The 16,473-nt window shown below is 62.6% G+C and carries 20 protein-coding genes; 9 read left to right on the top strand and 11 right to left on the bottom strand.

Translation table 11 applies throughout. The annotated features are described in order from the left end of the window. Position 1 precedes the first annotated feature (1 nt). Together QTI05_RS17410 and QTI05_RS17405 are read left to right on the top strand one after the other, a co-directional pair. Complete coding sequence (locus QTI05_RS17410) at positions 2-769, top strand: aldolase (protein ID WP_286624912.1); 768 nt, start codon at positions 2-4, stop codon at positions 767-769. A gap of 107 nt (positions 770-876) precedes the next feature. Next, positions 877-1,185, top strand: a complete 309-nt coding sequence (locus QTI05_RS17405) for a hypothetical protein (protein WP_286547362.1) — start codon at positions 877-879, stop codon at positions 1,183-1,185. Between the two features lie 12 nt (positions 1,186-1,197). On the opposite strand, the gene QTI05_RS17400 is transcribed toward QTI05_RS17405, so the two are convergent. From QTI05_RS17400 to QTI05_RS17390, 3 genes are read right to left on the bottom strand one after another with little or no spacing between them, the layout of a single operon-like run. Then, a complete protein-coding gene (locus QTI05_RS17400) occupies positions 1,198-2,604 on the bottom strand; it encodes an MATE family efflux transporter (RefSeq protein ID WP_286624913.1) in 1,407 nt (468 codons plus the stop codon). Beyond that, on the bottom strand, positions 2,601-3,860 hold the full coding sequence (locus QTI05_RS17395; RefSeq protein WP_286624914.1) for an MFS transporter: 1,260 nt from the start codon (positions 3,858-3,860) through the stop codon (positions 2,601-2,603). Before QTI05_RS17395 ends, QTI05_RS17400 begins: the two co-directional genes overlap by 4 nt. Continuing rightward, the gene (locus QTI05_RS17390; protein ID WP_286624915.1) at positions 3,853-4,320 is read right to left on the bottom strand and encodes a MarR family winged helix-turn-helix transcriptional regulator; all 468 of its coding nucleotides are present in this window, start codon (positions 4,318-4,320) and stop codon (positions 3,853-3,855) included. Before QTI05_RS17390 ends, QTI05_RS17395 begins: the two co-directional genes overlap by 8 nt. Positions 4,321-4,372: 52 nt before the next feature. Between QTI05_RS17390 and QTI05_RS17385 the strand changes: the two genes are divergently transcribed. From QTI05_RS17385 to QTI05_RS17355, 7 genes are all read left to right on the top strand, one after another. After that, on the top strand, positions 4,373-4,915 hold the full coding sequence (locus QTI05_RS17385; protein WP_286624916.1) for a PaaI family thioesterase: 543 nt from the start codon (positions 4,373-4,375) through the stop codon (positions 4,913-4,915). A gap of 137 nt (positions 4,916-5,052) precedes the next feature. Further along, entirely contained in the window at positions 5,053-6,102 is a 1,050-nt protein-coding gene (locus QTI05_RS17380; RefSeq protein ID WP_286624917.1) for a Fe(3+) ABC transporter substrate-binding protein, read from the top strand. A 5-nt stretch (positions 6,103-6,107) separates the two neighbouring features. After that, positions 6,108-7,823, top strand: a complete 1,716-nt coding sequence (locus QTI05_RS17375) for an ABC transporter permease (protein WP_444812930.1) — start codon at positions 6,108-6,110, stop codon at positions 7,821-7,823. Further along, entirely contained in the window at positions 7,820-8,503 is a 684-nt protein-coding gene (locus tag QTI05_RS17370) for an ABC transporter ATP-binding protein (protein ID WP_286624918.1), read from the top strand. The genes QTI05_RS17375 and QTI05_RS17370 overlap by 4 nt, the downstream gene beginning before the upstream one ends. A 101-nt stretch (positions 8,504-8,604) precedes the next feature. Further along, positions 8,605-9,294, top strand: coding sequence for a glutathione S-transferase family protein (locus QTI05_RS17365; protein ID WP_286624919.1), 690 nt, complete (start codon positions 8,605-8,607; stop codon positions 9,292-9,294). Between the two features lie 35 nt (positions 9,295-9,329). After that, positions 9,330-9,740: a lactoylglutathione lyase gene (gene gloA / locus QTI05_RS17360; RefSeq protein WP_286624920.1), complete on the top strand. Its 411-nt coding sequence runs from the start codon at positions 9,330-9,332 to the stop codon at positions 9,738-9,740. A 13-nt stretch (positions 9,741-9,753) separates the two neighbouring features. Continuing rightward, positions 9,754-10,281: a DUF1697 domain-containing protein gene (locus QTI05_RS17355; RefSeq protein ID WP_286624921.1), complete on the top strand. Its 528-nt coding sequence runs from the start codon at positions 9,754-9,756 to the stop codon at positions 10,279-10,281. Between the two features lie 54 nt (positions 10,282-10,335). Here QTI05_RS17355 and QTI05_RS17350 read toward each other — a convergent pair whose 3' ends face one another. The 8 genes from QTI05_RS17350 to QTI05_RS17315 form a co-directional block, all read right to left on the bottom strand. Next, on the bottom strand, positions 10,336-10,734 hold the full coding sequence (locus QTI05_RS17350) for a hypothetical protein (RefSeq protein ID WP_286624922.1): 399 nt from the start codon (positions 10,732-10,734) through the stop codon (positions 10,336-10,338). Between the two features lie 254 nt (positions 10,735-10,988). Further along, on the bottom strand, positions 10,989-11,291 hold the full coding sequence (locus QTI05_RS17345) for an Imm42 family immunity protein (protein ID WP_286624923.1): 303 nt from the start codon (positions 11,289-11,291) through the stop codon (positions 10,989-10,991). Between the two features lie 66 nt (positions 11,292-11,357). Next, positions 11,358-11,861 carry a hypothetical protein gene (locus QTI05_RS17340; protein ID WP_286624924.1) on the bottom strand — a complete coding sequence of 168 codons (504 nt, stop codon included), beginning with the start codon at positions 11,859-11,861 and terminating at the stop codon, positions 11,358-11,360. A 178-nt stretch (positions 11,862-12,039) separates the two neighbouring features. After that, positions 12,040-12,240 carry a hypothetical protein gene (locus QTI05_RS17335; protein WP_286547344.1) on the bottom strand — a complete coding sequence of 67 codons (201 nt, stop codon included), beginning with the start codon at positions 12,238-12,240 and terminating at the stop codon, positions 12,040-12,042. 1,046 nt (positions 12,241-13,286) lie between these two features. After that, positions 13,287-13,589, bottom strand: a complete 303-nt coding sequence (locus QTI05_RS17330; protein WP_286547341.1) for a hypothetical protein — start codon at positions 13,587-13,589, stop codon at positions 13,287-13,289. A 297-nt stretch (positions 13,590-13,886) separates the two neighbouring features. Further along, positions 13,887-14,315: a hypothetical protein gene (locus tag QTI05_RS17325; protein WP_286624925.1), complete on the bottom strand. Its 429-nt coding sequence runs from the start codon at positions 14,313-14,315 to the stop codon at positions 13,887-13,889. A 92-nt stretch (positions 14,316-14,407) separates the two neighbouring features. Then, the gene (locus tag QTI05_RS17320; RefSeq protein WP_286547338.1) at positions 14,408-14,728 is read right to left on the bottom strand and encodes a hypothetical protein; all 321 of its coding nucleotides are present in this window, start codon (positions 14,726-14,728) and stop codon (positions 14,408-14,410) included. A 213-nt stretch (positions 14,729-14,941) separates the two neighbouring features. Then, complete coding sequence (locus QTI05_RS17315; protein WP_286624930.1) at positions 14,942-16,420, bottom strand: DUF637 domain-containing protein; 1,479 nt, start codon at positions 16,418-16,420, stop codon at positions 14,942-14,944. Positions 16,421-16,473: the final 53 nt, after the last annotated feature.

The raw sequence follows: 16,473 nt of genomic DNA, 5'->3' as shown, positions 1-16,473 counted from the left end.
AATGCCTGAACAGATGACCTTGCCGCGCAGCACAGCCACGCCCGATGCCGAGTACGCGAGCCCGCGCGTTCGGCGCCTGCGCGAGGACCTTTCACTGGCACTGCGCGCGGCCGCGCACCACGGCCTTTCGGAAGGCGTTTGCAACCACTTCAGCGTGCTGTTGCCGGGCGCGCAAGACCGCTACCTGATCAACCCCCGGGGACTGCACTGGAGCGAGATCGGCCCGAACGACATCGTGCTGATCGACGTGCATGGCAACGTGCTCGCAGGCCGGCATCGCGTGGAGCCGACCGCCCTCTTCATCCATGGCGCCATCCACCGCATCACGGGCCATGCGGTGGTGCTGCATTGCCACATGCCCTACGCCACCGCGCTCACGCTCACCGTCGACCGGGCGCTGGATCCGACGCTGAGCCAGAACGCGATGCGCTACATGAACCGCATCGCCATCGACGGCACGTACAACGGGCTTGCACTCGACGATGCCGAGGGGGAGCGCATCGCCAACGCCATGGCCGGCAAGGACATTGCCTTCCTCGCGAACCATGGCGTGGTGGTGGCGGGCGCCACCATCGCCCATGCGTACGACGACCTGTACTACCTGGAGCGGGCCTGCCTGCACCAGGTCATCGCCCAATCGACCGGCCGGCCGCTGGTTCCGGTGGATGCCGCGCTGGCCGCCCGCGTGGCAGCGCAGATCCAGGGAGAACGCGAACAATCCGACCTTTTCTTCGATGCCTTGCGACGATTGCTTCCCCCTGCTGGCTGAGCAGCGCCTGACGGCTTACAGTTCTTCATGACACTTCGCTCGCCGTTGACACAGGCTTCACGTGGGCCCGTGACGATGGAGGCTCCTTTCACCCACCTGGAGTTGCCATGAAAAAGCTCTCTTTCGCAATCGCCGCAGCCGCCCTGCTCTCACTCGGCACCCTTGGCACCACCGCGCAAGCGCAGCCCTTCGGGCCCTCGGTTCACGCCCAGGTGTATGTGGTGCCAGCCCCGCCCCACCACTACCAGGGCCCGGAGCGCCGCTACTACGCGCCGCCCCCGCCGCCGCGCCACTATCGGCATGACCGCCACGATCGCCGCTGGGACGACCGCCGCGGTGGCTACCGCCGCGACAGCGACGGCGACGGTGTGCCGAACCGCTACGACCGCCGTCCCAACAATCCGTACCGCTACTGAGCGGGCGGCGGGTCAGCCGGGCTGCAGACGACGCAGCAAGCCGGTCGTCGTGCGCGGCCAGCCGACCCGCCCGAACCAGGCACCACCGGCGATGGCCGACGCGATGACCAGTCCGTAGACCACCATGGCCACGGCCTGCGCCGCGAACACATGGCTCAGTTGCCCGCCCCAGCGCAGCGCAAGCCAGCCGCCGATGGCCGCCACCGCGAGGCGCGCCAGGTTGCCGATCACCGGCCAGAGCAGCCGCCCAGCCCCTTGCGACGCGAAGTACAGCACCAGGCCGACCCCGAAAAAGCCGTAGAGCGGGCCAACCGCCTGCAGGTACTGCGTGCCGGTCTCGAGCATGGCCGGATCGCTGCCGAAGAGGCTGAGCCACGGCCGCGGGAACAGCGCGGCGGCGACGCCGATGATCTCGGTCAATGTGAAGGCCATCGCCGCACCGACCCAGGCGGCACGCAGCGCACGCTCGCGTTGCCCTGCGCCAATGCAGGTGCCGACCATCGCGACCAGCGGTGCGCCGAGGCCGAACACCAGCGGCACCAGCAGGTACTCGAGCCGCGACGCCGTGCCGTAGCCGGCGATGGCGCCGGCACCGAAATGCCCGGACAGCGCGGTCGCGACGCCGATCGACAGATTGGTCGACAAGGTGGCGACCGAACCGACCAGCCCGATCCGCAGAATGTCCCGGAACAGCGGCCATCGCAGTGCGACGCCCGCGAACTTCGGCTTGAGCAGGCTGCGGCTGGAGCGCAGGTACGCCAGCAGCGCGAGCGTGCCGAGCAGGTAGTACAGCAACAGGGCGATCGCGCCACCCGCGATGCCCATGCCAGGGATCGGCCCCCAGCCGAAAATCAGCAGCGGCGACACCGGGATCAGGAAGAGCACGCCGACGACGGTGACGTTGGCCGGCACCGCCATGTTGCCGGTGCCGCGGATCACGGCCGCCAGCGAGTTGAATAGCCACACGAGGATGGCGCCTGCGAACACCCAGTGTGAATACGTCAGTGCCGCCTCGAGCGCAGCCCCACTGCCGCCCATCAGCGTGTAGAGCCAGCGCCCGCCGAGCAGCAGCGCGAGCGAGAACGCGACACCGAAGCCGAGCGCGATCACCATTGCATGAAGCACCAGCGCATCGGCGTCGGCACGCCGGCCCGCACCGAGCGCGCGCGCGATGGCCGAGGCGATGCCGCCGCCCATCGCGCCGGCCGAGGTCATCTGCATCAGCATGACGATCGGGAACACCAGCGCCATGCCGGCCAGCGCATCGAGGCCGAGCTTGCCGACGAAGTAGGTTTCGATCAGCCCGACCGCGGCCTGCGCCACCATCACGAGCACGTTGGGTGCGGCCAGGCGCAGCAGGGTCGGCACGATCGGCGCCTCGAGCAGCAGCCGCGTGCGGGGATCGAGTTCCCGGCTCATGCGCCCGCCTTCGCGGTGCGCGACGGCAACAGCGCCTCGCGGATCGGCAGGTTGACCAGCGCGGCGCCGACGGCCAGCAGGATGTCGATGTACCAGACCCAGTCGTAGCTGCCGGTCACCTGGAAGATGTAGCCGCCGAGAAACGCGCCGAGAAAGCCGCCGACCTGGTGCGCCAGCATCACGATGCCGAACAGCATGGCCATGTTGGCCGGGCCGAACATCTTGGCGACCAGTCCCGCGGTGGGCGGCACGGTCGACAGGAACGTCACGCCCATGACCGCCGCGAACACCAGCATCACACCGGTGGTCTTGGGCGCAATCAGGAAGATCAGCACGGCGAGACCACGCGTGGCGTAGAGCAGTGACAGCAGCGACTTCATGCGCCAACGGCCCACGGCCCAGCCCATCGCAAGGCTGCCGACGATGTTGAACAGCCCGATCATCGCGAGCGACCAGCCACCGACTTCGGGCGGCAGCCCGCAGGCCGCGACCACGCTCGGGAGATGGGTCGCAAGAAACGCAACGTGGAAGCCGCAGACCAGGAAACCCAGGCTCAGATAGCGGTAGCTCGGCGTGGCCAGCGCCTCGCGGATGGCCTCGCGTGCGGTGAGCGCTTTCTTGCCCGATGCCGCCGCGGCCTGTGCCGCGATCGCGTTGGAGTTGCCCTTGAGCAGGAACGCGGCCGGCAGTGCCAGCAGCACCAGCACGCCGAGCCACTGCATGGCGCCGGCCCAGCCGACGGCGGCGGTGAGGCCGATGGCGATCGGCGCCATCGCGAACTGGCCGAACGAGCCGCCCGCGTTCACGATGCCGGTCGCGAGGCCGCGCTTCTCGGGCGGCACCAGGCGTGTTGTAGCCCCCATCAGCACCGAGGGGCCGGCCATGCCGGCACCGCCGGCGGCGAGCACGCCGATCGCGAAGATCAAACCGGCCGTGCTGGTCATGAGCGGCGTGATCACGGTGCCGATGGCGACCAGCAGCACGCCGAGAAAGATCACCCGGCCCGTGCCGATGCGGTCGGCCACCGCACCGGCAAAGGGCTGCGTCAGCCCCCACCAGAGCTGGCCGAACGCAAAGGCCAGGCTGATGCTGCCGACGCCGAGCGCGGTTGAAGTGTTCAGCGCCGACAGGAACAGGCCCATGGTCTGCCGCACACCCATCGTGAGCGCGAATGCGCCGGCGGCGCCCAGCAGAACCAGCCAGAGCGCGCGGTAAGCGGGCGCGCCAGCTGCCTTGGCAGCTCCGGATTCACTCATGGCTTGCTCCTTGATCTTCCGCCAGGCCGGCGCGTTGCAACACTTCAAGGCTTTCGTCGAGCAACGCGTGCAGCGCCAGCACCCGCTCGACACCCAGCAAATCATTGAGGCCCAGTTGTGCATCGCGCCAATGGGCCTGCGCCTCCGCGCGCTTCGCGCGGCCGGCGTCGGTGACCGCGATCATGCGGCTGCGGGCGTCGGGCCCTTCGCCCTGCGTAAGCCACCCGGCTGCGACCATGGGCTTGAGGTTGCGCGTGAGCGTGGACGCCTCGACATTCATGGCTCGCGCCAGATCCACCGGGCGCAGCGGCCCGAGCTGCACGACATGCGAGAGCAGTGAATACTGCGTAGTCTTGAGCCCGCTCGCCGCCACGTGGGCGTCGTAGTGGCGCGAGACCAGCCGGCTGAGCCGGCGCAGCCTCAGATTGGTACAGCCTTGCGGCTTGGCGAGTGTGGTCATGCGCAAGATTGTAGCTACAATTATTGTATATGCAACCTTAAAGGAAATTCCCGTGACGCAAAGCTCCCTGCTCGAACGCTGGCTGGCGGAAGAAAGCGAAATCGCTGCCCGTCTGGACGCGGGCCCCGGCCCCGGCCTCGCGCGGCCCGAACAGCTCGAAGGCAAGAGCGGGCTCGAAACGATGCAGATGATGCTGGCCGCCGAGATTCCCTATGCGGCGATCGCCAAGACACTGGACTTCACGATCATTGAAGTCGCACCGGGCGTGGCGATATTTCAGGGCCAGCCGCTGCCGCAGCATCTGAATCCGCTCGGCACCATCCACGGCGGCTGGGTCGCGACGATGCTCGACTCGGCGCTGGGCTGCTCGGTGCACACCATGATGCCGCCCGGTCGCGGCTACACCACGGTAGAGCTGAGCGTGAACTACGTGAAAGGCCTGACGCCCAGGGTTCCCCGCGTGCGGGCCGAAGGCAAGGTCATTCACTGCGGCCGCCAGCTCGCCACGGCCGAAGCGCGGCTGGTCGGCCCTGACGGCACGCTCTACGCGCATGCCACCACGACCTGCCTCGTGTTCGAAATGCCCAAGCGCTGAGCGATCCACCCGCAGAAGTCCTTGGCCCGCGTGGGCCGATGTACCGTTACGGGGTGCAACACGGTTGATAATGATTCGCATCAGCGCAGACTGCGGCGCCGATGCCTTTCACGACAACCGCTTCCCCGGAGGATCCGATGACCGCTTCTTTGCGCCCCGCGCGCGCGTTGACCTGCCTTGCCCTCGCCGTTTCGGGCGCGTGGCTGGCCACCCCGGCCCTGGCGGCCGACGAGCTCACGCTCTACACCACGCGCGAAGCCGGCCTGATCCAGCCGCTGATCTCGGCCTTTACCGCGCAAACCAAGATCAACGTCAACACCGTGTTCGTGAAAGACGGCCTGCTCGAGCGCGTCAAGGCCGAAGGTGCCCGCTCGCCGGCCGATGTGCTGATGACGGTGGACATCGGCAACCTGCTCGAACTGGTCGACGGCGGCGTGACCCAGCCGGTGAAGTCGGCGGCGCTCGAGTCGGCCATCCCGGCCAACCTGCGCGGCGCCGATGGCCAGTGGTACGCGCTCTCGCTGCGCGCGCGCGTGCTGTATGCCGACAAGAACCTGCCGCTGACGACGTTCCGCTACGAAGACCTCGCCAATGCCAAATACAAGGGCAAGGTCTGCATCCGCGCCGGCCAGCACCCCTACAACACCGCGCTGGTCGCCGCGATGATCGCGCACGACGGCGAGGCCAAAGCCGAGCAATGGCTGCGCGGCGTCAAGAGCAACCTGGCGCGCAAGGCCACCGGCGGCGATCGCGACGTGGCGCGCGACATCCTCGGCGGCATCTGCGACGTCGGTCTGGCCAACTCGTACTACGTCGGCCAGATGAAGAGCTCCAAGGAAGGCAGCGATGGCCGCAAGTGGGGCGATGCGATCAAGGTGATCCGCCCTACCTTCGCCAACGCGAAGAGTGGCGGCACGCACGTCAACATCAGCGGCGCAGCCGTGGCAAAAAGTGCGCCGAACAAGGCCAACGCCATCAAGCTGATCGAGTTCCTGGTGTCGGAGCCGGCCCAGGTGCTCTACGCGCAGACCAACTACGAATACCCCGTGCGCAAGGGCGTGGCGCTGGACCCGATCATCGCCAACGCCATCGGTGAACTCAAGGTCGACCCGCTGCCGCTGACCGAGATTGCCAAGCACCGCAAACAGGCCAGCGCGCTGGTCGACAAGGTCGGATTCGACCAGTGACCACGCTGCCGCGGCCCCTGCCTGCGTGGGCCGCGCTGGGTTTCTTCGCACGCCCGCTCGCGGGCCTGCAGCCTGTTGGCGTGGCCTGGCGGTCGGCTGCCTGGCTCATCGCCTTGGGTGTGCTCGCACCCGTCGCCACGCTGTTCTGGCTCGCGCTGCGCGGCGACTTCGCGCACTGGGCCCACCTCGCGCAGTACGTGCTGCCCACGGCTGCGCTGCAAACCGCCCTGCTGCTCGCAGGTGTGGGCGTGCTGGTGCTGGTGATCGGCACCGGCTGCGCCTGGCTGGTGTCGGCCTGCGACTTTCCGGGCCGCGGCGTGCTGCACTGGGCGCTGCTGCTGCCGCTCGCCATGCCGACCTACATCGTGGCCTTCGCCTACCTCGACCTGCTGCACCCGATCGGCCCCGTGCAGGGCGCGATACGCTGGCTGCTCGGCTACGACAGCCCGCGCGAGTTCCGCCTGCCCGATCTGCGCTCGCTGCCGGGCGCGATTTTCGTGCTCGGTTTCGTGCTGTACCCCTACGTCTACATGACGGCGCGCGCCATGTTCATGACCCAGCCGGCGCACCTGCTCGAAGCCGCGCGCACGCTGGGCGCGAGCCGCAGCGGCGCCTTCTTTCGCGTTGCGCTGCCGCTGGCACGACCGGCACTGGCCGTGGGGCTGAGCCTCGCGCTGCTCGAAACGCTCAATGACATCGGCGCCTCGGAGTTCCTCGGCGTCAACACGCTCACCGTGGCTGTCTACACCACCTGGATCACGCGCTCCGACCTGGCCGGCGCGGCGCAGATCGCCTGCGCGATGCTGCTGGCAGTGGTGCTGCTGGTGCTGCTCGAGCGGCACGGCCGCCGCCACCAACGCTTTGCATCGGGCCAACGCATGCGGCCGATGCAACCGCGCCGGCTGCACGGCGCTGCGGCCTGGGCCGCGACCGCAACTGCCGCTGCACCCGTGCTGATCGGCTTCGCCGCCCCCGCGCTCTACCTGGTGTGGGAAACCGCCAAGCGACTGCGGCTGGGCCATGGCGTTTCATCGGCACTGGTCACGAGCTTCGGCAACACGGTGGCGCTGGCGGGCGGCGTCACCGTCGCGGCGGTCGTGGCCGGACTCGTGGTGGCCTGGAGCGCCCGTGCACTGCGCGCCGGCAGCGCCCCTCGCCTTGGCGCTGGCCCGGCTCGGCTGGCAACACTGGGCTATGCGGTGCCGGGCACGGTGCTCGCCATCGGACTGCTGACGCCGGCCCTCGCATTCGACAACGCACTGGCCGATGCCTTCGGTCTGCGCCACCTGCCGCTGATGGGCGCCGGCATCGTGCTGGTCACCGCCTGCACCATCCGCTTTCTCGCGATGCCGGTCGGCGGCATCGAGGCCGGCCTCAGCCGCATCCCGCCCACGCTCGAGCAGGCCTCGCGCCTGCTGGGCGAAACGGCCGGCGGCACGCTGCGCCGCGTGCACCTGCCGCTGCTGGCGCCGGCGCTGGCCACCAGCGCGCTGCTGGTGTTCGTGGATGCGATGAAGGAACTGCCCGCGACGCTGCTGCTGCGGCCCGCGAACTTCGACACGCTGGCCACCTGGCTCTATGCCGAGGCGGCGCGCGGCACCTATGAAGAAGGCGCCATCGCCGCGCTCGCCATCGTGGTGGTGGGCCTGCTGCCGGTGGTGTTGCTGGCACGCAATCAACTGGGCACGGCAGCGGCCCTGCCCGGCCCGGATACAGCATGAGCTCCCCTCTTTTCGTCGAATCGATCCAGCTCGACTACGAAACGCCACGCGGTCTGCACACCGTGGTGAACGACTTCTCGCTGTCCCTGCCCGCGGGCGAAATCGCCTGCCTGTTCGGCCCCTCGGGCTGCGGCAAGACCACGGTGCTGCGGGCCATTGCGGGCTTCGAGCCGCTGCGCGCCGGCACGATCCGGCTCGGCGACGTGCCGCTCTCCTCGCCCCAAGTCCACCTGCCGCCCGAGCAGCGGCGCGTCGGCATGATGTTTCAGGAATACGCGCTGTTTCCCCATCTGTCCGCGAGCCGGAACGTGGCCTTCGGCCTGCGCCGTTCGAGCCGTGGAGTACAGCAGGCACGCGTGGCCGAAATGCTGGCGCTGGTCGGCCTGGCCGATGCCGGCGAGCGCTTTCCGCATGAACTTTCGGGCGGGCAGCAGCAACGCGTTGCGCTGGCCCGCGCACTGGCGCCCTCTCCCGCGCTGCTGTTGCTGGACGAGCCTTTTTCGAACCTCGACGGCGGCACGCGCGAACGCCTCACAGCGCAAGTGCGCGCCATCCTCAAGCGCGCGGGGCAGACCGCCATCCTGGTCACCCACAACGAGGCCGAGGCCCGCGCCATGGCCGACCGGATCGGCGTGATGCACGGCGGCCGGGTCACGCATTGGCTGGACACCGCCAAATAGCACAAGGCGCCCATCGGGTGAATGGACTTTCCGGGAAAAGGTTGTTCGGGGCCGCAAGAATTGCGGCACATCCACCCCGCTTTTTCCGCAGCCCGAACGCCATGTCCAAGCCCCTCACCCTCGTCAGCCACTTGCTGTGCCCCTACGTGCAGCGCGCAGCCATCGCCCTGGGCGAGAAGGGCGTGCCCTTCGAGCGCGTTGTGATCGACCTTGCCAACAAGCCGGACTGGTTCGTTGCGATCTCGCCGCTCGGCAAGGTGCCGCTGCTGCGGCTTCAGCGGCCCGACGGCAGCGAAGCGGTGCTGTTCGAGAGCAACGTGATCTGCGAATACCTCGAAGAAACCCAGCCGGGCCCGCGCCTGCATCCGGAAGACCCGCTGGCCCGTGCCGAACACCGCGCGTGGATGGAATTCGGCTCGGCCATCCTGGGCGACCTGTGGGGGTACGAAACCACGCGCGACGCCGAAGTGTTCGAACAGAAGCGCCTGGCACTTGCGGCCAAGTTCGAACGCATAGAAGCCGCGCTGGGCGCGGGGCCGTACTTTGCCGGCCCCCACTTCAGCCTGGTCGATGCGGTCTTTGCGCCGATCTTTCGATACTTCGAAGTGTTCGACGACATCAGCAATTCGCACATCTTCGATGCCCTGCCAAAGGTGAATGCATGGCGGCATGCGCTGGCGGCGCGGCCCAGCGTGCGCGATGCGGTGGTGCCGGAATATCCGCAGCACCTGCGCGAGTTTCTGCGCAAGCACGAGGCGCACTTGCTCGAGCTCGCGCAAAACAGACAATAGAAGTTCTTCCCCACAACAACAGACACCCACACGAGATGCGACTTCTCCACACCATGCTGCGCGTTGGCAACCTCCAGCGCTCGATCGACTTCTACACCCAGGTGCTCGGCATGCAATTGCTGCGCACCTCCGAAAACCCCGAATACAAGTACAGCCTGGCCTTCGTCGGCTACGAGGGCAACCCCGCGCAGGCCGAGATCGAGCTCACCTACAACTGGGACACCGACAGCTACGAGCTCGGCACGGCCTACGGCCACATCGCGCTGGGCGTGCCCGATGCCTACGCGGCCTGCGACAAGATCAAGGCGGCGGGCGGCAACGTCACGCGCGAGGCCGGGCCGGTCAAGGGCGGCAGCACCGTGATCGCTTTCGTGACCGATCCCGATGGCTACAAGATCGAGCTGATCCAGCGCGTCGAAGGCGGCGCCGGCGGCGGGCTGCGCTGAGCCTGGGCCCCTGATGCGCTGCGTCGCATTGCTGCGCGGGGTGAATGTGAATGGCATCACCCTCCGCAGCGCCGACCTGAAGAAGCTGTTTGCCGACGAACTCGGCCTGGGCGAGGTGCAAACCGTGCTGGCCAGCGGCAACGTGTTGTTCGACGCGCCGGGCGTCACGGCGGCGCTCAAGAAACGCATCGAGAGCGCCTTGCGCGAACGCTTCGGCTACGACGCGTGGATCGTGCTTGAAACGCAGGCCCAACTGGCAAAGGTCGCGACCGCCTGGCCGTTCGAGCGCATCGACGACGAACGACATCCGTATGTGGTGTTCAGTTCCGACGCCGCGGTGCTGAAGGAATTGCTGGAGCAGGCCGGCACGGTCGATGCGAACGTCGAGCAACTGAAAGCAGGCAAAGGCGTGCTGTACTGGCAATGCCCGCGCGGCAGCAGTACCGACACGCCAGTGGCCAAGCTCCTTGCGAAGCCCCGCTACAAGGCCGGCATCACCACGCGGAATCTGCGTACGGTTGAGAAGTTGATCGGCGCGTAAGGATGACCTGAACCGGGCCGATGCAAACTGCCACCAACGGCCGAAGGCGATGCCTTACCCGGGGACGCAAACGATCTGCATTTCGACCGCGTTGGGAGTTACTTGACTGCGCAAATACATGGGCGGACGTCCCAAGTCGAAGGTCTCTTCATAGATCCGCTGTGGTGTGACACCCAGTTGAATCAATGCGCGACGGACGGACTCATTTCGGTCGACTGCAATGGTGCGGCGCGCCGGATCGATGGCTGCCCCCAAGACGGCCACCTCCACGCCGTAAGTCGCGCACTTCTGAGCGACTTGTTCGAGAGCTCCAACCAGACTGCGAACTGCTGACGCCGCAACAATTGACGAACGTGACTCAAACAAGAGTGTCACGTCTTGGCTAAACCTGATGCTCGTCGCACCCGCATCCGAACAAAGCACAGCAGAGAGAAGGATGATTTTCCAGCTCATGGGGTCTTATCCTAGGTCAGTCCATGGTCTTGGGCTCAAGCAAGGTGCGCGGTAAGCGAGCCAAACCAAGCAGGCGTGGCGCGCAAACCTTCTTATGCAGAAAATAACTCGATCGCCAACTGGAAGACTCTTTTAACCGTTCCTTGAGGCGAGATCAGTTGCTTAACTTGACCACCATCGTCGGCATAAACAATCCGCTCCGTGCCATCATCATTAAATGCATGAAAAATATACTTCCCATCGTCAATCAAAGATCATGGAGAAATTAGATGGAAGCTTTTGGCATCCTCGCCACCCTCACAATATTCCCGACTAAAACCACGAAAAACCTCGATTTTACAAACACTCGCCGACAAGATCACGTCTGCATTGGCAATTTTCTCGACCACTCCACGCATTCTCAATAGCTCAGGCCCTAAGGTAGCGCGATAAAATTGCCCGCCCACCATTTCGCCACCCATCAAAACCAACAACAACCCATTTTGTAAACTTGCAGTCGACCACGAAGGCACTTCGTTCCAACAGAGCGCAAACGTATTGGGATCCCCAGCAATCATCAGTCGCCTCAAAATATTTGGAATTGGTGCACGAAGAAAGTCAAATACCGTACGGGCACCATTCGGTCAATCGTTGCGCTTCAATTCTCGACTCACTAGCGAATAATTTCCCCACAACGCTGAAGAAAGTGACTGATTAATTTCATAATTGAAGGCCATCCAAGTATAAATTATTTCTTCGGTCAATATTTTCCTGAGCATATCGGTTGCCACGAACTGAACGCCCATCCACAAAGCATCCTCGTCGATAGAGGTGTTTTTGTAAATATTCTCAATATTGGCAGAATCTGCATCGTCATCAAAATACCCGAGGCCATTTTTTACCGCCATCAATTTGACCGATAAAGCCAGCCTCACGAATTTTGAAACTGCAAATCGCCACTCATCCAAAGCATCTCCGTATCGCCCTCCAACGTAGTCGGGAAACAAATCCAATGCCGAAGCATCTTCCAATCCCAAGTTAATTAATGCGTTTTTATGAGATTGACGTAGAGATTTTCCAGCATCACTCATATTAAATTCTCGATATTTGGCAACATTGCTAGCGCGCACAAATCTTGTGTAATTCATACTAGCGTCCGGCTCCAGCATCCAAATTATTTAGGTTTTCGCTGGCAAACCAGTTGCACGGCAACAAGGTCTGAAGTCAGCAGTTGACCGGTACTGTTGCCTCCAGCGGCGACTCTCTCGTTCAGTGCCGCCAGACTTGTGCGCTTGCCAACACTTGCATTAACGTACTGGCGTCCCGTCACGCCACGGGCTGCCGATTGTTGCTGCTCCCGACTGTCATGCTGCTGTAGTTGGTGCCGCTAAGAACGGTCCCTTCCTGGCCGGTGACGTTCAGATCCTGGCCGGCGCCGAGGTTGCTGGCGTACACGTTGACCTGCTTGCCGACCGTGACGCTGAGGTTGCCACCCGCCGTGACGTTGGCGGCGCGCTCGTTCTGCACTGTCTGCTGGATCCTGTCGGATTAGAAATTTCTGATAATTGCAACAGATCGGACAATTTCATTGTTATCCCATTCGACAATCAAAGCATCTGAGCCACGCGAATAATAAGCGCCCTTGAAATAAATTGGGGAGACTGTGTCGCGACGAAAAACCCATCCCTCGCGCATTGCATCGTCGGCCAATTCTTTTAGCGGCATAGAAAATCCCTCACAAATTACCGTAATAATTTGCTTGACAACATGCGACAACTCATTGTTGTTGCGTCATGCGCGACAATGATCGATATAGATTTTTCGAGCTCAATACCCACAGGCCCAAAGGGGGCCGGGGCCTTTCTCGTTGAAATTCCTCTATTAGACAGCCAAATTAAAAACAAAACAACTATTAGAACGACCGAAGCCCCAAGAACAATCAAAGCCCGCTCTCTTATGAATTTTTTCATCAATCAATTCTTGGAAATTCTAGATGCACCACGGCACGCGGCTTATGGCGCTGCGCTCGGACGCTCTGGACGCAGCCACAGCCCGACTAGCGCGTGGTCAGCCACTGCAGCGATGCAATCTGTCAAAAACTCCACGACGTCAACCGATACTGCGCTTTCTGAACCAATAAAAATCCATCCGGATATGTCGTCAACAACTACAGGCCATATCCGTCCAGCCCCATTCAGACGTATCGAGACCCCAGGTGTCAGTTGATCAGTGGTTTCGATTACCCCAGTGCGCGCGCCAGGTGGGCGAACTACGCCAGCAATCCATGTTGTGTGCGGCATCATTCCTCGCACGGAAATTGCTCGTCCTGATAGCGATAGTTCAATCTGAAGATCATTTATAAGCGCTGCTGCCACCGCATCGCCTTGGCCTCCAACTGTCCTGATCGAGTATTCAGAGGGCGCGTAGCGTAGATGGCCTCCAGATTTCGATGCTTCGGTTCTGATTCGAAATCTCATCGTTTGCTACTCACCACGCCATTAAACCTGCTGCTACTGACGAAGTACGCCTGCGCGGTCACACTGGTGATCTGGGTCTGATAGTCCGAGAATCGCCTACTCATGAAGCCAGGGGTTCACTAGCAGATTTATCTGCTCATCCGAGAGCTCGCCGCCTAGACCACTCCAACTCATCACGGCCTTTGCCCGAGCGAGCGGCCAGCCGAAACTCTCCATAAAGTACCTCATCGCATCGAGACCATTTGCGACATGGGCCTCATCTCTAAGGTGCAGCAGCAACTTCGCAGCGCTATAGCCGGCAGCTCGATTTCGCCGCGCAGCCTCAACTATCTTTTTATCTAGATGATCCATTTTAAAAACGTCGATAAAGATGTGGTGACCCGGCGTGCCGACATCCACCTATTCGACCGTTCGTGTACTTATTGCGAGACGGATTTTTTGCACTTGATATGCTTCAAACCAACTCCATGCTCGTTGTGAAAACTCTCCGTCCGAATTATGAGAAATATATCCAATGAGTCTCGAGGTTCAGTGCCGGCGATTTCAGAACACCAAAGATTGCCTGGAGCGTACTTGGGATTTGATTCAATTGAAAATCCGTTGCCCACTTGTGCAACGCCGCCGGGGACAGCCGGCGAGCCACCGAAGCCCTAAGAAGATCACTAGCTCGGTTTGCCGCCGCCGCGTCCTTGGCAACTATGGAGTGCGTTTTTCGCGGGGAGTATCCGGGCTCTTTTCAAATCCTGGCGCAACGCGCCATGACACATTGGATGAATAGGACCTCGCATGCTTGAAGCACAGAAAAATCTCAACGACCGTGTCAACCATGAACCACTCATCTGCCATGAGACGAAGTTTCCCCGCGCCGAAGGCCAGAATAGTTCCGTCCGGATAGATAGGACTTGGTTTATCGTGAAATGCTCGATATCGGCAGCCGGACTTGAAATTGAAACGCTCGACCATGCAAGTGACGCCTCCTCCGGCAACTTGAACGTAGTCGCCTTCTACATTCGTTAGTGACGCATAGGAATGCTTGCCAAAACTGCGGAGGGCCACTAGTCGTTTTTGAATCTGAGCGTCTGTTGGCTCTATCAGATCGACAAAATTTTCGCCTTGAAGTTGCATATCTCAACGTAGATAAACGGTAATCCCGAAATGCTCGTACGGCATTTACCGCCAAAGGCTTCGCAACGCTCCACTGAACTGGCGTTCCGTTCTCACGGCGCCTGCACCGGCAGAAACAAGCGTCCCCGACCCAGATCACGCATCACGGTGTCGCTTGGCAAGTCAGGCGAAAACGCCATGCCCGACTGAAGGTAGAGAGCCTTGTGGAGGAATGGGCCATCCGTTTGCCGCGTAGTACTGACGGCGGAAGAACAGACCACGGCCCATTCCGGCTCCCACGGAGCGACGAGCGCGGCCACGAGTTTTTCCACCAATTCCGCTGAGTTCACGTCGAGGCTTTTCGGGAGATCAAGCACAACCGCGTTGCTTATGCTTACGCTGCCAACAGCGTTATATCTGGAGCCTAAAGTCATAAAACTACTCAGACTCAGGTCGCAACAATCGGATTGAATTGTTAGATTTGCAGACTGGGCAAGTCATATTTCGCTCAACCACGGATCCGGTGCGTCGATCGTCGACGACCAACGAAGCTTCACCGCAGACTGGGCAAATCACCTCTGCGGTTGCGTTTGAACTTAGTATTTTTCCCGCTTCAATCCACGCTTTTGTGACGCTCATCATCTTGATTACCTCTTCATCTGACCAACGGCACGCGCCGCGAATGTGGCGGCATCCGCCGTTTCGCGCGTGGCGAGTGTTCCCGAAACCCCCGCAGATGCTGCGCTGGTGTTGAGCCGATACAACTCGTGCAAGATTGTCTGCTGAAACTCTTGCGCTGAAGCGAAAGCCTCTCGACCAATCAAGAATCCGTTCTCCCCAAACAACGTCATTCCTGATGCGGGCAATCCGGGTTCGTACTGAATAAGCCGTCCACCAACCACGACGGCCGCCGGTTGACCAGTGGCATGGGCTGCTTCAATTTGCACAATGGCGGTAGAACTCAAGATTGATTGGGCTTCACGAATAGTTGCTGACTCTATCGCGGTAAACCCCGGAATGTTTGCTACCGGCCTCGGGCCGCTCACATACTCCATCGAGATTCCCAAGGTGGCGAAATCTCGGTAAACAGAGAACGACTGCGCGTTTTGTTGCTGGATGAACTGATAGCAACGTGCGTCACCAGCAGCGCAGTAATCTCCAGGATTGGCCCCCATGGCTCCCGCCGTATCCGCAAGGACTTGACCCAAGGCGGATGCTTGGCCGGTCGCGACCCAATTGGCGATGGCGTCCCTTGCAGATTGTTGCTGGGTATTCCCAACGCTCGACCAGTAAGCGTAGACGCCTTCAACATCGCACCCTACAGTGGCTTTGCATCGGGCTAGATCTTCTGCAAAACCACGGAGTTGGCTGCTGCGTCCATTGTTCGGGTTGTGCGCGAGGTAATTGTTTTCAACAGCGTTACCGGCCGCCTGTGAAGCAATGTCCGCGCTCGCTTGATTCCCTCCAACCAGCGCGCCCGCCAGACCGCCGATCAACTGGCCGAACTGGACTGTTGCGGCACCACCTGTTCGATTCGGATCGTAGAACTGCGCAGCGAGATCCCCCACCACTGCACCGATGGCACCTGCACTGCATCCGTCGCCCCCGCTGATTGCACCGCCAAGATTGGCTCTGCCCGCTCCGACCACGCAACCGGCGATGGCATGTGCAAACGCGTTGGCGAAGCCCTGCGCGTTGCCGCCGATCCACTGGGCGCTGCCTGACGCTGCGGTATTGAGCAGGCCATTCAGCAACCCATTGCGGATCGCATCCTCCGCGCTCGTGCCATTGACCGCTGCGTATACCAAGCCGCCTGCGACCCCGTCGAGCAGATTGCGTCCAAGCACTTGCGGCCAGGACGCGGTTCCCGCCGCAGCACCATTGGCCGTCCATCCTCCAATTCCAAGTCCGGCATCCAACCCTTGCACCGCCCCCGCTGTGGCCATCGCCGTCACGATGCGCCGGATGCCCTGGCTCGACGTGAGTTCTTCGATCACGGCGCCGACGTTGCCGTTGTTGTTGATCAGGCTCACCGCAGCCTGGCTGGCAATGCTGCTGATGCCCGCGGCAACTGCGCCGGCGAAGGCTCCGCCCGCAGTGCCGGCTGCCGTGCTCGTGAATCCCACGCCTTGTGCTGCACTTGCACCCCAGGCTGAGGCCGTGCCCCAACTCAGCACGC

This window comes from Variovorax fucosicus (genome assembly GCF_030316825.1).
In the GTDB taxonomy this organism is placed as follows: domain Bacteria; phylum Pseudomonadota; class Gammaproteobacteria; order Burkholderiales; family Burkholderiaceae_C; genus Variovorax; species Variovorax fucosicus.
The sequence above is the reverse complement of the archived record's forward strand: the minus strand, read 5'-3'. Positions and strand labels throughout refer to the sequence as shown.